This is a genomic window from Pelatocladus sp. (assembly GCF_059505505.1).
Genome location: NZ_JCACKS010000233.1, coordinates 1 through 15,088, shown reverse-complemented (window position 1 = coordinate 15,088; position 15,088 = coordinate 1). Strand labels below are relative to the sequence as shown.

General features: G+C 39.8%; 16 protein-coding genes. 13 read left to right on the top strand and 3 right to left on the bottom strand.

Going from position 1 to position 15,088, the window contains the following annotated elements; translation table 11 throughout:
- Positions 1 to 43: 43 nt before the first annotated feature.
- From rseP to rpsN, 3 genes are all read left to right on the top strand, one after another.
- Entirely contained in the window at positions 44 to 1,126 is a 1,083-nt protein-coding gene (gene rseP / locus AC5JMK_RS22765) for an RIP metalloprotease RseP (protein WP_096674768.1), read from the top strand.
- Between the two features lie 155 nt (positions 1,127 to 1,281).
- Positions 1,282 to 1,989 carry an endonuclease III gene (gene nth / locus AC5JMK_RS22760; protein WP_096674770.1) on the top strand — a complete coding sequence of 236 codons (708 nt, stop codon included), beginning with the start codon at positions 1,282 to 1,284 and terminating at the stop codon, positions 1,987 to 1,989.
- Positions 1,990 to 2,053: 64 nt separating this feature from the next.
- Complete coding sequence (rpsN, locus tag AC5JMK_RS22755) at positions 2,054 to 2,356, top strand: 30S ribosomal protein S14 (RefSeq protein WP_096674772.1); 303 nt, start codon at positions 2,054 to 2,056, stop codon at positions 2,354 to 2,356.
- A gap of 50 nt (positions 2,357 to 2,406) precedes the next feature.
- Here the strand turns inward: rpsN and AC5JMK_RS22750 are convergent, their stop codons facing one another.
- Positions 2,407 to 2,736: a DUF8822 family protein gene (locus AC5JMK_RS22750; RefSeq protein ID WP_096674774.1), complete on the bottom strand. Its 330-nt coding sequence runs from the start codon at positions 2,734 to 2,736 to the stop codon at positions 2,407 to 2,409.
- Between the two features lie 117 nt (positions 2,737 to 2,853).
- Here AC5JMK_RS22750 and aat point away from each other — a divergent pair, with 117 nt between their 5' ends.
- Positions 2,854 to 3,429: a leucyl/phenylalanyl-tRNA--protein transferase gene (gene aat / locus AC5JMK_RS22745; protein ID WP_096678780.1), complete on the top strand. Its 576-nt coding sequence runs from the start codon at positions 2,854 to 2,856 to the stop codon at positions 3,427 to 3,429.
- Positions 3,430 to 3,778: 349 nt separating this feature from the next.
- Positions 3,779 to 4,714, top strand: coding sequence for a hypothetical protein (locus tag AC5JMK_RS22740; RefSeq protein ID WP_096674776.1), 936 nt, complete (start codon positions 3,779 to 3,781; stop codon positions 4,712 to 4,714).
- 2 nt (positions 4,715 to 4,716) lie between these two features.
- Here AC5JMK_RS22740 and AC5JMK_RS22735 read toward each other — a convergent pair whose 3' ends face one another.
- Both AC5JMK_RS22735 and AC5JMK_RS22730 read right to left on the bottom strand, forming a co-directional pair.
- On the bottom strand, positions 4,717 to 5,523 hold the full coding sequence (locus AC5JMK_RS22735; protein ID WP_495911093.1) for a DUF3598 family protein: 807 nt from the start codon (positions 5,521 to 5,523) through the stop codon (positions 4,717 to 4,719).
- 49 nt (positions 5,524 to 5,572) lie between these two features.
- Positions 5,573 to 6,472, bottom strand: coding sequence for a cell division protein FtsX (locus tag AC5JMK_RS22730; protein WP_096674780.1), 900 nt, complete (start codon positions 6,470 to 6,472; stop codon positions 5,573 to 5,575).
- A gap of 180 nt (positions 6,473 to 6,652) precedes the next feature.
- Here AC5JMK_RS22730 and def point away from each other — a divergent pair, with 180 nt between their 5' ends.
- From def to AC5JMK_RS22690, 8 genes are all read left to right on the top strand, one after another.
- A complete protein-coding gene (def, locus tag AC5JMK_RS22725) occupies positions 6,653 to 7,216 on the top strand; it encodes a peptide deformylase (protein WP_495911092.1) in 564 nt (187 codons plus the stop codon).
- Between the two features lie 21 nt (positions 7,217 to 7,237).
- The gene (locus tag AC5JMK_RS22720) at positions 7,238 to 7,438 is read left to right on the top strand and encodes a hypothetical protein (protein ID WP_096674783.1); all 201 of its coding nucleotides are present in this window, start codon (positions 7,238 to 7,240) and stop codon (positions 7,436 to 7,438) included.
- A gap of 470 nt (positions 7,439 to 7,908) precedes the next feature.
- Entirely contained in the window at positions 7,909 to 9,648 is a 1,740-nt protein-coding gene (locus AC5JMK_RS22715) for a S8 family peptidase (protein WP_495911091.1), read from the top strand.
- A gap of 331 nt (positions 9,649 to 9,979) precedes the next feature.
- On the top strand, positions 9,980 to 10,291 hold the full coding sequence (locus AC5JMK_RS22710) for a hypothetical protein (protein WP_096674786.1): 312 nt from the start codon (positions 9,980 to 9,982) through the stop codon (positions 10,289 to 10,291).
- 166 nt (positions 10,292 to 10,457) lie between these two features.
- Positions 10,458 to 11,747 (top strand): glucose-1-phosphate adenylyltransferase, encoded by a 1,290-nt coding sequence (locus tag AC5JMK_RS22705; protein ID WP_096674788.1) that lies wholly within the window; start codon positions 10,458 to 10,460, stop codon positions 11,745 to 11,747.
- Positions 11,748 to 11,815: 68 nt separating this feature from the next.
- Positions 11,816 to 12,271, top strand: coding sequence for an AAA family ATPase (locus AC5JMK_RS22700; protein WP_096674790.1), 456 nt, complete (start codon positions 11,816 to 11,818; stop codon positions 12,269 to 12,271).
- A gap of 273 nt (positions 12,272 to 12,544) precedes the next feature.
- Positions 12,545 to 13,555 (top strand): DnaJ C-terminal domain-containing protein, encoded by a 1,011-nt coding sequence (locus AC5JMK_RS22695; RefSeq protein WP_096674792.1) that lies wholly within the window; start codon positions 12,545 to 12,547, stop codon positions 13,553 to 13,555.
- A gap of 160 nt (positions 13,556 to 13,715) precedes the next feature.
- Complete coding sequence (locus tag AC5JMK_RS22690) at positions 13,716 to 14,978, top strand: hypothetical protein (RefSeq protein WP_495911090.1); 1,263 nt, start codon at positions 13,716 to 13,718, stop codon at positions 14,976 to 14,978.
- Positions 14,979 to 15,088: the final 110 nt, after the last annotated feature.

The window sequence follows — 15,088 nt, the reverse complement described above, 5'->3', positions numbered from 1 at the left end:
GAATAGAAAAAAGTATAGCTAAGTAAGTTCAAAAAAATTCTCTATGTCAGTTTTAGCGGCGATCGCAGTCTTGGCTGTTCTGATCTTGGTACACGAACTAGGACATTTCATTGCAGCAAGATCTCAAGGAATTCATGTCAACCGCTTTTCTTTGGGCTTTGGGCCAGTTATTTGGAAATACCAAGGCCCGGAAACGGAATATGCTGTTCGGGCGTTTCCGTTGGGTGGTTTTGTTGGTTTTCCTGACGATGATCCAGATAGTGAAATTCCACCTAATGACCCTAACCTGCTGCGTAACCGTCCAATTTTAGATCGGGCGATCGTCATTAGCGCAGGAGTGATAGCAAATTTAATTTTTGCCTATTTTCTGCTTGTGGCGCAGGTAAATTTAGTCGGTATTTCACAAGCAACCCAGCCTGGAGTCTTAATCCAACAATTAGCCCCAGAAGTTAGTAATGTAGCGACTCAAGCTGGTATCAAAGCAGGAGATGTCATCTTAGCTGCTAATAACAAAGAGTTTGGTACCTCACTGCAACAGATAGAGGCTTTAAGAGAAATCATTAAAACGAATGCAGGTAAGCCAGTTCAACTAGAAATTGCTCGTGGTGATCAAAAGCTGTCTTTGAGTGTCACTCCCGAAGCTAAACCAGCTGGGGGTAGCATTGGTGTTGGACTTTCTGCCAATGGTAAAGTTGTACGTCGTCGTGCTAATTTGCTAGAAGCTTTTAACCTTGGTGCTGCTGAATTTCAGCGAATTATGAAATTGACATTTCAAGGTTTTAAGCAATTAATTACTAACTTCGGCGAAACAGCTAGTCAAGTAGCAGGCCCTGTCAAAATTGTGGAAATTGGTGCTAACATTGCCCAAAATGATACAGGCAGTTTGTTTTATTTTGGAGCTTTAATTAGCATTAACTTGGCAATTATCAATATTCTGCCTTTACCAGCTTTGGATGGAGGACAACTCGCTTTTCTGCTCATTGAAGGATTGCGGGGTAAACCTTTACCTTCTCGTGTTCAAGAAGGCGTGATGCAAACAGGTTTAATGTTACTTTTGGGATTGGGCATTTTTCTCATTGTCAAAGAAACTTCCCAACTGGAGTGGGTGCAAAAACTATTCCAGTAATTGAGTCGCCTGCAATTCTTTAACCCGTAAGCCCGCAAGCTATAAGCCGCGCACTTTACTTGCGAGCTTGCGGACGATATATTTGACTTCTAGTCCAATCCCCAATCCCTAATCCCAATCCCCAATCCCTAATCCCCGATCCCTATTTTCATCCAGTGAGCAACACTCGTAAATGGTCATCTAAAAAGCAGCGATCGCTAGAAATATTGGTTCGCCTCAAACGTCTTTATCCAGATGCTACTTGTTCTCTAAACTATTCCACCCCAGTTCAACTGCTGGTTGCAACAATTCTTTCTGCCCAGTGTACGGATGAACGAGTAAATTTGGTTACACCAGTGTTATTTAGTCGTTTCCCAGATGCACCGACTTTGGCTAATGCTGACCTGAGTGAGTTAGAAAAAATAGTACGTTCTACGGGATTTTACCGTAACAAAGCAAAGAATATTCAAGCTGCCTGTCGGATGATTGTTAACGAATTTGGCGGTGAATTACCAAAGCAAATGGAGCAATTGTTGCTGCTTCCAGGGGTAGCGCGCAAAACAGCAAATGTGGTCCTTGCTCATGCTTTTGGCATTAATGCTGGTGTAACAGTTGATACCCACGTCAAACGTCTCAGTCAACGTCTAGGCTTGACTGAACACACCGAACCTATTCATATTGAACGAGATTTAATTCGTCTTTTGCCTCAACCTGACTGGGAAAATTGGTCAATCCGGTTGATTTATCATGGTCGTGCTGTTTGTAAAGCCCGTAATCCTGCATGTGAGGTTTGCGAGTTGGCTGATTTATGTCCTTCGGCTTCGGTTATCAAGGAACAGTTATCAGTGAACAGCCAAACTAGAAAACTAACTACTAACCAATAACTAATTTCATCAGATAGAATGGGAAATGCTGTCTTTTAATTTAGAAAGTAAGTAACAGAACTCAATGGCAAAAAAGAGCATGATTGAGCGCGAGAAAAAGCGCGCTAAACTAGTGGCAAAGTATTCTGCCAAACGGGAAGCTTTGTTAGAAGAGTTTAGAACTACAGAAGATCCAATGGATAAGCTGGAGATTCACAGACAAATTCAACGGCTACCCCGCAACAGCGCACCCACTCGCCGTCGTAACCGTTGCTGGGCTACTGGCCGTTCTAGAGGTGTGTACCGCGACTTTGGACTATCTCGGAACGTTTTGCGGGAATGGGCGCACGAGGGCCTTTTACCTGGAGTGGTTAAGTCAAGTTGGTAGTCATTGATGATTTGTAAAAAGTCATTGTTCAAATGACGAAAGACAAATGACTACTGTCCACAACAGTTATCAATTCCTAAACTTTCTAAGAGTAGATCGCTAACGGCGTTGGCGATCGCAAACTCTCCATAGAAACTTTTAGAAAAATCAAATGCCTGCATCTCTGTAACAATAGCAATTACCAGAGAACCAAGGTCATTTTCTCCTTCCATCCTTTGGCGAACAAATATTTGGGCTGCACGTTCAGCAATATTTTGGTTAACTGCTTCTGGGATAAATTCTGTGTCTAGCCATCCATGCAAGCGCTGCTTTAACCATTTGCCTTCAAGTTCTGGATTTTGGGATGGTGGTAGGGTGATAGGTGGAATAGGTTCTGTCATATTTTTGATTTATCTTAAAACGCACCAAGTGTTAAAACGAATCGCAAAGGAACGCAGAGGATGATTTTTAACATCTAATGGCGTGACTAAGCGATGTTTTTATTTTTAGTGTTATTTATGCAATATGATACTGCTGCTATCATTCAAGGTTACGCCCAAGGCTATTTTCTCATGGCTGATGAAGATAATGGCTTAGGTTGGTACGGAAGTCGCGATCGCACTCTCATTCCTTTAGATGATCAATTTCGCTACCCTAAGTCCCTACGGCGTGTCCTGAATCAACATCGGTTTAGTGTGGCGGTTAATCGCGATTTTGAATCAGTAGTCGAAGGTTGTGCTAACCGAGAACTAACTTGGATCTCATCAGAATTAAAAGATATATATTGGCAACTTTACCAAACAGGTTGGGCGTATAGTTTTGAAACTTGGCAAGAAGATGAACTTGCTGGAGGAATTTTAGGGATTGTTATTGGTGGTGCTTTCATCGGCGAATCAATGTTTTATCGTATTCCTGATGGTTCTAAAGTCGCAATGGTGAAGTTAGTAGAAAGATTACGACAAAGGCAGTTTGTGTTATTTGATGCTCAAATGATGAATCCTCATTTAGAAAGATTTGGGGCTTATAGAGTCGGTGATCAAGAGTATCAAGAGTTACTTTGTAAAGCGTTATATCAAAAGTGTTCTATTGTTTAGAGATTTAATTTTGTCATATTTTTGTCACAAGTATAATTAATAATTTTGGTAGTAAAAAAAGTGTTAAATCTTTTTATTTAATACTAAAAATAATGTCTGTTATTTATGACAATCTCAATAATTCTACTCCTTTAGATAGATGAGGAACATGTATTTGCTGTGGATACTTTGGTGAAGATACTTGCTTTATATAGTCTCCTATAAACACATGTCAACGCAAGTATATATTTACTCAAGCACCATTGATTCATAGTGAAAATAGCTGTGATGAATTATTTGGTTAAGTGTTAATTTCACTTTAATTTTATCCCCTCAACAATGTTGTTTGTAGATTCAGGGTCTATTGCTTATGCTTGCAAATATTTGTACTTTATTTGAACGAGATTATCACTACGGCGTAGGTGTACTAGTTAACTCTCTTTATAATAATGGCTTTCGTGGTGTCGTGTGGGTAGGGTATCGTGGAACTTTACCACCTTGGATAAATTCTCTTCAAGAAAATCAGGGTTATCAAGAGTTTTATGTTGCCGAAGATTGTATAATTCGATTTATCAAGTTAACCACTTCAACATTTTTTTCTAATTACAAACCTGATTTTATGCTGCAACTTTGGGAAAACTATTGTCCAGAAGTTGAAGCATTATTTTATTTTGACCCTGACATTGTCAATAAACGTGACTGGGATTTCTATATTAATTGGGTTGATCGTGGTATTGCCTTATGTGAGGATGCTTACGATTATATGCCTGCCAATCATCCTTATAGATTAGCTTGGAAAGAACTTGCACAACGCTACGGTTTTCTTTGTCAACGTGAACTAAATCGCTACTATAACGCTGGCTTTATTGGTGTAAAGCAGAGTCAGAAATCTATACTTTTGTTATGGCAAAAACTATTACACACTTTTGAGGAAGCAGGTTATATCAATCTCAAGGATTTCTGTCTGGCTTTTAATCGTTATCCCTATTTCCAAACCGATCAATGTATCTTGAACTTAGCAGTAATGTTAAGTTCTGAACCACTTAGTACTGTTGGTTCAATGGGAATGGATTTTGGCGGTGTTAGTGTAGATATCATGTCACATGCGTCGGGAAGCCAGATCAAACCTTGGCGAAAACAATTAATTTTTAATGCTTTGAATGGATCACCTCCAACATTGACAGATAAAGCTTATTGGCAAAACACACAAACACCGATGCAACTTTACTCACCCTGGGAATACCGTCAGAAAAAAATTGCTCTGCGGTGTGCTGCTGGTATTGGGCGCTTTATCCGTCGTTCTTAAAATCAATTCATCCGATTTTCTGTCACTAAAGTCAGACTCACCCATTCCCCTTTATCGTTGTAACTACGAATCATGCGTTGACGGAGATTTGGTGTAATTAACCAACCCACTTCTAAAAATAAAGGTTGGCGGAATTGCACTTTTAATGGTGACGTGACGGAAGCGCCATCAGGTAATAATAAGACTTGTATCTGTTTTTGTGAGTCTTGAGCAAATGTGAGAATGGAACCATTGATTGTAGCAGTCGAGGTAATTGTGCGATCGCCAAATGAGAGACTTTGCACTAAATGTCCAGAATCATCCAGTTGTAATTGCATTTTGGTAGAGTAACGATCAGGCGATCGCCAATCTGGATAAATTGTCACTGCTTCACCTTGCCATTTTCCTAACAATGCTTCTACTGTTACAGCAGTGCTTTGTGTAGCTGGGGTTCCGGCTAGATGTTCGCGAATCAGGGTAAATTGGTCTAATTGAGCATTTTTATCAAACAATTGCACGAGACGCAAACGGCGATTTTCATGAATTAACCCTAATTCTGCTCCAAATTCCGAAAATGGCCCTAGCTGAATCGTACCTTGAGAAAAGGCACCATTTTCAAAAAATAATACACTCCGTCCTAAAGAACTATATTCTAGGACTTTTTCATCTCCACCCAGGCGAATAATTTGACGAATTGTCTGATGATTATTTAATCCCTCTAGAGACACAACACTGGGTGTATCACTGATTATTTCACCTTGGGGCGACACACGAGTGAATGAACCTTGCCATTCACCGAGATTTTTTAATAAAGATTCCCATTGACTCATTTATTTGTTGTTGGTTGGTGGTTGATTACTAATTACCAATGACTAATGACTAATGACTAACTTTTTGCACAGCAAATAAACTTCCGATTAATCCTACGGTTGCACCAAAGTTGAGGAGAATCAAGGGCAATAATAAAGTTTGTAATGGAGTTAGTTGTAAACCGTTGGTGAGAAATTTGATGAATTCTGGTTGGTTAGCTAGTAAATGTCCGAGAAATTGTTGAGTCATGCTAATGAAACTCCAAGCGATCGCACCTCCAATCAAACCAAAAGCAATTCCCTGCAATATAAACGGTAGGTAAATCCAAGCTGAAGTTGCTCCGACTAGTTGCATAATTTCAATTTCTCGGCGTCGCGCCATGACTATTAATCTGATGGTGGTCGTAGTCACAGCGATCGCTGTTAAGGTCAGAATAATAGTAATTGTTAACGTTACCCAGTTTAAACCTCGATGCAACTGAGCAATACGTCTGACTGCTTCATCCACATACTGAACTGCATCTACTCCATGTAATTTTGCTAGTTGTGTTGCTAAGTTTGGTACTACTTGCGAGTTACGCGCTTTCACCTTCAATTCATCCACAAGCGGATTTTCACCTAGCTGCTGAGTAGCACCTTCGATATCAGCAATTCCTAGTTCTTGAACTAGCTTATGCCAAGCCTGTTCTTTGGTAATAACTTTTATATTTGTAACTTCTGGTATTCTTGACACCAATGGTTCAATGCTGTCTGCACGCGCACCCGGATCGAGATAAACAGAGACTTCCAACTGACTACCGAATTGATAAAGTAATTTTTCTACTTGCCAAGAACTCTGTAAACTTAAACCAAACAGGAATAGTAATACAGTCACAGTACTGATAGCTGCCCAATTCATCCAGCCACCACGTTGCAAACCAATCAAGGTTTCTTTAAGTAGATAGTCAAGTTTCGTCAGTATTTTCAACATTCTATAATCTATTGTTTATACAAAATGGTCAAACTCTATTATTAGTTATTTGTCATTTGTAATTTGTCATGTGTGATTGGTTAGTTATTGGTGGCAATGCTCAATCCTCATTCCCCACAGATTGCTAAGATTAAATAAAGCGCAATCATTCCCAATCCATAATAGGTGAGTTAAAAAAGAATGCCATCGGAAGTCGCTGTTGAGAAGAAAAAGTTACAAAATCCGCCTTTGGAACTGCATTTCCTTGGCGATCGCGTTCTGCGCCAAGGGGCCAAGCGCGTTGCTAAAGTAGATGACGAAATCCGCAAACTAGCACGGGAAATGCTACAAACCATGTATAGCCAAGATGGTATTGGTTTGGCTGCACCCCAAGTCGGAGTTCACAAACAAGTTATAGTCATTGATCTTGAACCAGATAACGCGGCTAATTCCCCACTGGTGTTGATTAACCCTACTATTAAAAAGGTAAGTGGGGACATCTGCGTTGCTCAAGAAGGATGTTTGAGTATTCCAGGAGTCTACATGGATGTGAAACGTCCCGAAATTGTCGAAATCTCCTACAAAGATGAGTATGGACGCCCTAAGACACTGAAAGCTTCAGATTTACTAGGACGTTGTATTCAGCACGAGATCGACCACCTCAACGGTGTAGTATTTGTAGATCGTGTAGAAAACTCTTTAGCTTTAGCGCAGGAGCTATCCAAGCATGGTTTCTCCCATCAAGCTGTCAAATCATTTGTGTAGGAGGGTGTGCTTGTGAACGTAATGACTCCTAAGAGTGGTTTATTTTTAGCCTGTTCTTGTATTACTGCGATCGCAGCAGTAGGTTCTGTTTTTGAACTTACCTCCGGACAGCCTGATCTTGGTACTCAAACCACCGCGATTATTTTAGGGTTAAGTATTCCCCTAACAGGACTATTTTTCTTTGCCGCAGTCAAAGATGCTAAAGCTAATATAAACAAATAGACATTGAATCTATATTCACAAGGAAAAGGAAAAGGAAAAATTTTACCTTTTACCTTTTACCTTTTATTTTTCCAAGTTTTTCTCTATTTACTGTCGCTTCACTTAACTAAATTTAAGATTTTATTGATTTTTGACGTCAAATTTTTGCGAAATTAAGCAAATAGGTATTGTATCCAGAAATTATGAATGATGAATTATGAGTTATGAAGTTTGGTAAATAGTAGTTGATTGTTAATTGCTAATTATTCTTTGCAATAAGGCAATAAATACTTACTACTTAATCATTTACCCACAAAAAGACTCATATTTCATCATCCATCATTGCTGAGTCCGAATACTTGAATATTGTTTTTACATTTAGCACTAGACAACTATATTGACATGCAAAGACTCTGGCTAAAATAATCACTTGCCGAAAATTGATGCTAAAGCTAGAATCTTGCAGCAATTAAACTGCATTTGAGGAAAACATGAGACACGAAAAACTTTCTCCCGGATTGCTACTAGCCTACGAAGACTATCAAAGAGAAGGACAAGAAGCTTTAACTACACACAAGCGATCGCTTGGTATAATTGCTCCAAAAAGCAGTATTAAGCCTACCCGTAGTGTCGTTTTTATCTACTGTGATGAACAAGCAGATCTGAGTCATCTATCACAATACGGAATTGAAGTCAATCAAAACACAGGTAATGTCAGGACAGCTTACTTACCCATAGATCGTTTAGACGATTTATCTGAAGAATCTGCGGTCCAAAGGATCAAACCATCCCGTAAATTAAAGTTGCGGATGGATGAAGCACCGAAGAAAGTCAAACTACCAGAGTTTAAGAATAAAGCTGGATTAACTGGTAAAGGAGTAGTTATTGGTGTAATAGATAGTGGTATTGATCCAAAACACCCGGCTTTTGCAGGACGTATCTTAAGAATTTGGGATCAAACACTACCAGGCCCAGGAGTAGAAGAAGGCGGTTATGGAGCCGAATTAACCGGGACACAGTTGACAATTTCTCAAGATACAGATGGTCATGGTACTCACGTTGCAGGTATTGCCTCTGGATTAGATAATACCTATGGTGGTGTAGCACCAGAAGCAGAATTAGTAATTGTTAAAACTGACTTGCAAGACGCCCACATTGCTGATGGTGTTCGCTATATTTTCCGATTAGCAAGTGAAATGGGACTTCCAGCAGTCGTCAATCTCAGCTTGGGTGGACACGCTGATGGTCATGATGGTAGCGACTCTTTATCCAAAATTATTGATGCTGAATCTGGACCAGGAAGGATTGTTTGCTGTGCTGCGGGTAATGAAGGTAATGACAACATCCACGGTCAGACAAATGTCAGCAGTAAGCGCTTGGGAACCATGCGTTTTAGTGTTCCCTACAATCAAGTAGGGATTGTCTGGTTAAACGGTTGGTATTCCTGTGATGGTCAGTTGGAAATCTCTCTACGCAGTCCCAATGGATTTGTTACCCCCTTCCAACCAATTATTGCTGATGGAAATCCTTCAAAACAATATAACTTATTGGATGCACGAGTCGAGGTTGTCACCCCAGGGCCAGATCCAGCCAACGGAGACTATAACTTCTTTGTGCAAATTCGGGGCGGAGGTAACAGCAGGTTTAACCAACCTGTACCAGGTGGAGTTTGGCAGTTGCGGGTACGTAACACCTCTGGGAATGACGTACGCCTAGATGTATGGACTTTAGACGACACTGCGTCGGTATTCTTCACAGGTAAAAGCATCTCTGACACGATGAAAATTGGTTCTCCTGGAGCCGCTAGCAATGCAGTAACAGTCGCTTCTTATACTACAAAAGTTATCTATACTGATATTGACGGTAATCAGCGAAAAGTAGGCTTTGAACTAGATAATATTTCTGAGTTCAGTAGCGAAGGTCCACTGCGAAATGATGCCCAAAAGCCCGATGTCGCAGCCCCCGGAGCAATGATTGTTTCGGCTCTTTCATCCAATGCAAACTTTGATCGCTCAATGATGGTGAATTCTAAGTTTGTGGTATTAGCTGGTACAAGTATGGCGACACCATTTGTTAGTGGCTTGGTTGCACTGCTGTTGCAACGTGATCCGAATCTGACTCCAGAGGCTGTAAAAGATTTGCTACGTCAAAATAGTTCTATTCCCGATGAAAGTGTAGGAACTTTTGATCCCAAATGGGGTTATGGACTGATTGATGCGGAAAATCTGTAGTTGCTAAATGAACTTAAGATTACATCTGCAAAAAGATAGATGATTCGGCTTGAGATAACAATGGGTAATGAGTAATTAAACTCGTTACCCATTGTTAGTTATAGAAAAGTATATATTTAGGTCTACACAAGGATAGGCGAATCAAACTTAGAAATCTGATAAGTTACTTTTAGGACAGGTTATTTTTAGCCTGCCTTTTATCCGAATAAGTGGGCTTAAATAATCAATACACTCAGAAATGGGAAAAAGCTGAACGGCAAAGGAAAATTACAACAGCAATTCCTTTAACTTTTTCTTTTACCCAATATGGTGTTTAACGGGAGATTTTTAGATGAACTATAAAAAGCTAGACGCCGCCCTTGCGATGACGCTCAATCAAGTCCAAAATCCAGATGAACGTAGTTTAGTGGTTTTTATTCATACTCAACCAGGGACAGATATTTCTAATGCAGCAGCTATTTTAAAAAATTTAGTAATCAGTGAAAACACTGAGATCAAAAATGTATTTTCTGCAACTCTATCTCTAAATGAAATTGCTAAACTTTCAGAACAACCTTGGGTACAGTATCTGAAACTATCGCAAAAGTTGCGTTTAGTAGATGGACAGTTGGGACTCAAGAGTATCAGTGTTAACAAATTTTAATATTAATTGATACATCTAATTTCGTTTTGTAACAGATGGTAATACCATTTTTATCCGGCAGCATTCTGAAAACTTAACTAAACTTTGTTTTCGATCCCCCCTTACCAGCTGCCGCATACAGTCCTAAACTGTAGTTGAGAGTTGAAAGGCAGTCGGGAGCAAACTTGTGAAAAAAGTTTTAGCAATCATTCTCGGTGGCGGTGCAGGAACCCGCCTTTATCCGCTCACCAAATTACGTGCTAAACCAGCGGTGCCACTGGCAGGTAAGTATCGGTTGATAGATATTCCTGTCAGTAATTGTATAAATTCTGAGATTTTCAAAATATATGTCCTGACACAATTCAACTCGGCTTCTCTGAATCGCCATATTGCTCGTACCTACAGCTTTGCTGGTTTTACTGAAGGATTTGTTGAAGTCCTAGCTGCACAGCAAACACCGGAAAACCTCAGTTGGTTCCAAGGTACAGCCGATGCGGTTCGTCAATATCTATGGCTATTTGAAGAGTGGGATGTAGATGAATATTTGATACTATCAGGCGATCATTTGTATCGCATGGATTACCGTCAGTTTGTCCAGCGTCATCGGGAAACTGGGGCAGATATTACCCTTTCAGTTATACCGATCGATGAACGTCGCGCCTCAGACTTTGGTTTGATGAAAATCGACCAATCTGGTAGGGTTGTTGACTTCAGCGAAAAGCCCAAAGGCGAAGCTTTAAAGAAAATGCAGGTTGATACTACTGTTTTAGGCTTAAACAAAGAAGAAGCCGAACAACAACCATATATCGCCTCGATGGGAATCTATATCTTTAAAAAAGATGCTTTGATCAAGTTGTTGAAAGAAGCTTCCCAAAGGACTGATTTTGGCAAGGAGATTATTCCTGACGCTAGCAGCGATTACAACGTTCAAGCTTACCTATTCAATGATTACTGGGAAGACATTGGAACAATAGAAGCATTTTATAATGCGAATCTGGCTTTAACTCAGCAACCTCGTCCACCCTTTAGTTTCTACGATGAGCAAGCGCCAATTTATACTCGCGCTCGTTATTTACCTCCCAGCAAATTGTTAGATTGTCATGTCACCCAATCAATCATTAGCGAAGGTAGTATTCTCAAAAATTGCCGCGTTGAAAACTCAGTGTTAGGAGTGCGATCGCGGATTGAATCTGGCTGCGTCATTCAAGATTCCATGATTATGGGTGCAGACATGTATCAGCCATTTGCCGAACGCCAGTCTGAGTGTGAGCATCGTAGCGTACCTTTAGGTATCGGTTCTAACACAATCATTCGTCGAGCTATCATTGACAAAAATACTCACATCGGGTGCGATGTACAAATCATTAACAAAGATAATGTCCAAGAAGCCGAGCGTGAAACTCAAGGTTTCTACATCCGTAGTGGTATTGTCGTTGTGCTGAAAAATGCTGTTATTCCCGATGGAACGATAATTTAGTTATTAGTCATCAAGTCATTAGTCATTTGTCCTTTGACCAATGACTAATGATGAGGGACAACAGACTAATGACAAAATTCTTCTTACTAATTGGTCTTCCTGGTAGCGGTAAGTCAACCTTGGCAAAGCAATTAGTGACTCAATGTCCCCAGAGGCAAGTGGTTTCTACCGATGCAATCCGGGGACAAGTATTTGGCAATGAATCTATCCAAGGATCTTGGCTGCTGATTTGGCAAGAAACTAAGCGGCAATTTCAAAAGGCGATCGCTACAGATAGTACAGTAATCTATGATGCTACTAACGCTCAACGACGCCATCGCCGTGAAGTCATTAGCTTAGCCCACGATATTGGTTTTACTGACATCACCGGAATTTGGGTAAAAACTCCTGTTTGGCTATGTTTAGCACGCAATCAAAGACGGGAACGTCAAGTACCAGAGGATGTAATTTTTCGGATGTATCGTCAATTGCGCGATGCTCCTCCTAGTTTAGAAGAAGGATTAGATTACTTAATTTGGTATTGATCGGGGAGCGGGCATAAATCAGTTAACAGTGATTAGTTTAATTTGATAACTGATCACTGATTAGTTGTCCCTGCTCCCCGATCCCCAATCCCCAATCCCTCATAAAGTACGGAAATTGCCCTCGCATTTTCAGCAACAACCGAACTCAAATCTATTTAAGGTTTGTTAATTTAAAATCAGAGTAACTATATTTAAAGTTCTACCTAGTGTAGGATACCGAATCCCTTAATTTTACAAAAAAACATAAAGTTAAATACTAGAGGAGTATTGTAGATGGCTACAACCGATTTTAAAGATTATTATGCAGTTTTGGGAGTTAATAAAACTGCCAGTGCAGATGAAATTAAACAAGCTTTTCGGAAACTAGCCCGTAAATATCATCCTGACGTTAACCCTGGGAACAAACAGGCAGAAGCACGCTTCAAAGAAATTAATGAAGCCTACGAGGTTTTGTCAGATCCAGAGAAACGGCAAAAATATGATCAATTTGGTCAATATTGGAAACAAGTTGGTCAAGGTTTCCCTGGTGGCGGTACTGGCGTTGATATGGGTGGCTTTGACTTTAGCCAATACGGCAGTTTTGATGATTTCATCAACGAATTATTAGGACGCTTCGGTGGAGGTGGTACTCGCGGCGCTAGACAATCCTATAGCTACCGCACTTCTACTGGTGCTGGACCTACTAGTGGTTATGCTGGTTATAGTGGTTACGGTGATTTTGGTTTCCAGGATGTTGGTGCAGCTACGCCTCAAGACAGCGAAGCCATCATTTCTTTGACTTTTTCTGAAGCATTTCATGGTGTACAAAAGCGCTTTAATCTTGGTAACGAAACTATTGATGTCCGCATTCCTGCTGGTGCAAAAGCTGGTACTCGCCTCCGGGTGCGTGGTAAAGGTCAAATCAGTCCTCTAACACAACAGCGAGGTGATTTGTACCTAAAAGTTGAGCTTCAGTCTCACCCCTTTTTCCAGTTTGAAGGTGATAACTTGGTGTGCGAAGTGCCAATTACCCCAGATGAAGCCGTTTTGGGAGCTTCTATAGAAGTACCTACTCCTGATGGTAGTGTGAATGTTAAGCTACCTGCGGGAGTGCGTTCTGGTCAATCCCTGCGTCTACGTGGTAAAGGCTGGCCACAACCCAAGAGTGGACGTAGTGATCAGTTAGTGAAAATTGCGATCGCCACTCCCAGAGATATCAGTCCACAAGAGCGGGAGTATTATGAAAAAATCCGCACTATTCGTACTTCTAACCCCCGCAGTAATTTACAAAATATTAGGCTCTAACGATTTTGGATTTTAGACTTCGTCGTGACACTTCGGCAAGCTCAGTCGAACGATTTTGGATTGGGAATTGTTAGTAGTTAGATGTTTACTAATAACTCCTAACTCCTAAAAACTACAATTTAGAACACAAAACTTTCTCTGAGATTAAAATTTTCTAATTATGAGTATTTTATTGAATCCAAGATCTTGTCTGATTGTCGGTTTTACGGCTTTCTTATCTGCTGGTTTGGTCGGCGGTGGCTATTTACATACTCAGTCCAACACTCAACAGCAAATTTCTCTAGCATCTGTTTCAGAAAATTCTATAAGTGCTACAAATTTACATAAAAATAATCTCGGTCAACAAAATAATTTTGCATCCAGACCAAACTTGATATCAGCTTCTGCTCCCTATCAAGTTATTGATGAATTTAAAAAGTATAAATATAGCGTTAACGGCAATAAAATTATCTCTGCTGCCAAACTACCAACAAATAACGTTAATTTCAATCAAAAAGATTTATTATTTGTTCTTACTAACACTAGAAAATATTACCAAGACTACGCTAATCAAGATCCAGATATTCTCCGAACAGGATTATTAAATACTGCGGGTGTTACTGTCCAAGATACACTGAAAACCCTAGATTTTATGATTGCTGTACTAAAGGAAGATATTGCAAACAATCGCACCACTCGCTTACAAAATCCTAATTTTATTAATGCGAATTTTAAAGTAATTAAATGGTCAGCTTACAAGCCACAAAATTCTCAACAAAAACGGCTCCGAATTACTAAGTATGCTGTTTTCACTCATACAGGATCTCATAAAAAAACTTCTAATTATAATATACCAATTTACAGTTTAAAAGATAATTTAATCGGCGATAATTTTTATACTAAATATACTAAGCAAGACGTTTTATCAGGTATCTATGAACCTGGTGGAAGAGAATATGGTAAAGTTGAACCTCTTGCTTATTTAACTCGTAAAGGTTTAGAAGAAGCCTTGATGCAAGGAACTATATTAATTAAATTTACGGATGGGACTAGAGAGTTTTTTAATGTCGATAGAAACAACGGAATGTCTTATGTTCGAGGTGTGAAACCAACAGCGCAAAAGCGCTATTGGTATTTTAGAAAAGTGAATGCAATTAAAGGATATGGGTATAAGATTGACGCAAAAATTTCCATAAAGCCAGGAGTAACTTTTGCGGGCGATGTATTAAATATCGGTTTAGGTCGGGTAATTGTGATTGAGTATGGTCAAGGTAAAAATAAACAATTAAAAATAGGAGTCATAGCCGATACAGGCGGAGCCTTTTTACCAAACCTTTATCAGCTAGATTTTTTGGCAGGTATTTTTAAGACTAATAAAGATTTTACCAGATACATTAGTCAATTACCTGAATATGCTACGGCATATATTTTAGTTAAGAAGTAAACTAATGAATATTTTGACTCTGCTGTAGAAGCATAGGGAATTTCGCCGGATTAGTGTGAACTACCCAACGCTGACCTTACGGTACAGCGTGGGCTTCTGTACTCAAAGGC

Coding starts and splice junctions, on each gene's coding strand:
- AC5JMK_RS22690 (WP_495911090.1), top strand. CDS start 13,716: ATGAGTATTTTATTGAATCCAAGATCTTGTCTGATTGTCGGTTTTACG.
- AC5JMK_RS22735 (WP_495911093.1), bottom strand. CDS start 5,523: ATGAGTCAATGGGAATCTTTATTAAAAAATCTCGGTGAATGGCAAGGT.
- AC5JMK_RS22695 (WP_096674792.1), top strand. CDS start 12,545: ATGGCTACAACCGATTTTAAAGATTATTATGCAGTTTTGGGAGTTAAT.
- AC5JMK_RS22700 (WP_096674790.1), top strand. CDS start 11,816: ATGACAAAATTCTTCTTACTAATTGGTCTTCCTGGTAGCGGTAAGTCA.
- AC5JMK_RS22730 (WP_096674780.1), bottom strand. CDS start 6,472: ATGTTGAAAATACTGACGAAACTTGACTATCTACTTAAAGAAACCTTG.
- def (WP_495911092.1), top strand. CDS start 6,653: ATGCCATCGGAAGTCGCTGTTGAGAAGAAAAAGTTACAAAATCCGCCT.
- aat (WP_096678780.1), top strand. CDS start 2,854: ATGCAATATGATACTGCTGCTATCATTCAAGGTTACGCCCAAGGCTAT.
- AC5JMK_RS22720 (WP_096674783.1), top strand. CDS start 7,238: ATGACTCCTAAGAGTGGTTTATTTTTAGCCTGTTCTTGTATTACTGCG.
- rseP (WP_096674768.1), top strand. CDS start 44: ATGTCAGTTTTAGCGGCGATCGCAGTCTTGGCTGTTCTGATCTTGGTA.
- AC5JMK_RS22740 (WP_096674776.1), top strand. CDS start 3,779: ATGCTTGCAAATATTTGTACTTTATTTGAACGAGATTATCACTACGGC.
- AC5JMK_RS22750 (WP_096674774.1), bottom strand. CDS start 2,736: ATGACAGAACCTATTCCACCTATCACCCTACCACCATCCCAAAATCCA.
- rpsN (WP_096674772.1), top strand. CDS start 2,054: ATGGCAAAAAAGAGCATGATTGAGCGCGAGAAAAAGCGCGCTAAACTA.
- AC5JMK_RS22715 (WP_495911091.1), top strand. CDS start 7,909: ATGAGACACGAAAAACTTTCTCCCGGATTGCTACTAGCCTACGAAGAC.
- AC5JMK_RS22710 (WP_096674786.1), top strand. CDS start 9,980: ATGAACTATAAAAAGCTAGACGCCGCCCTTGCGATGACGCTCAATCAA.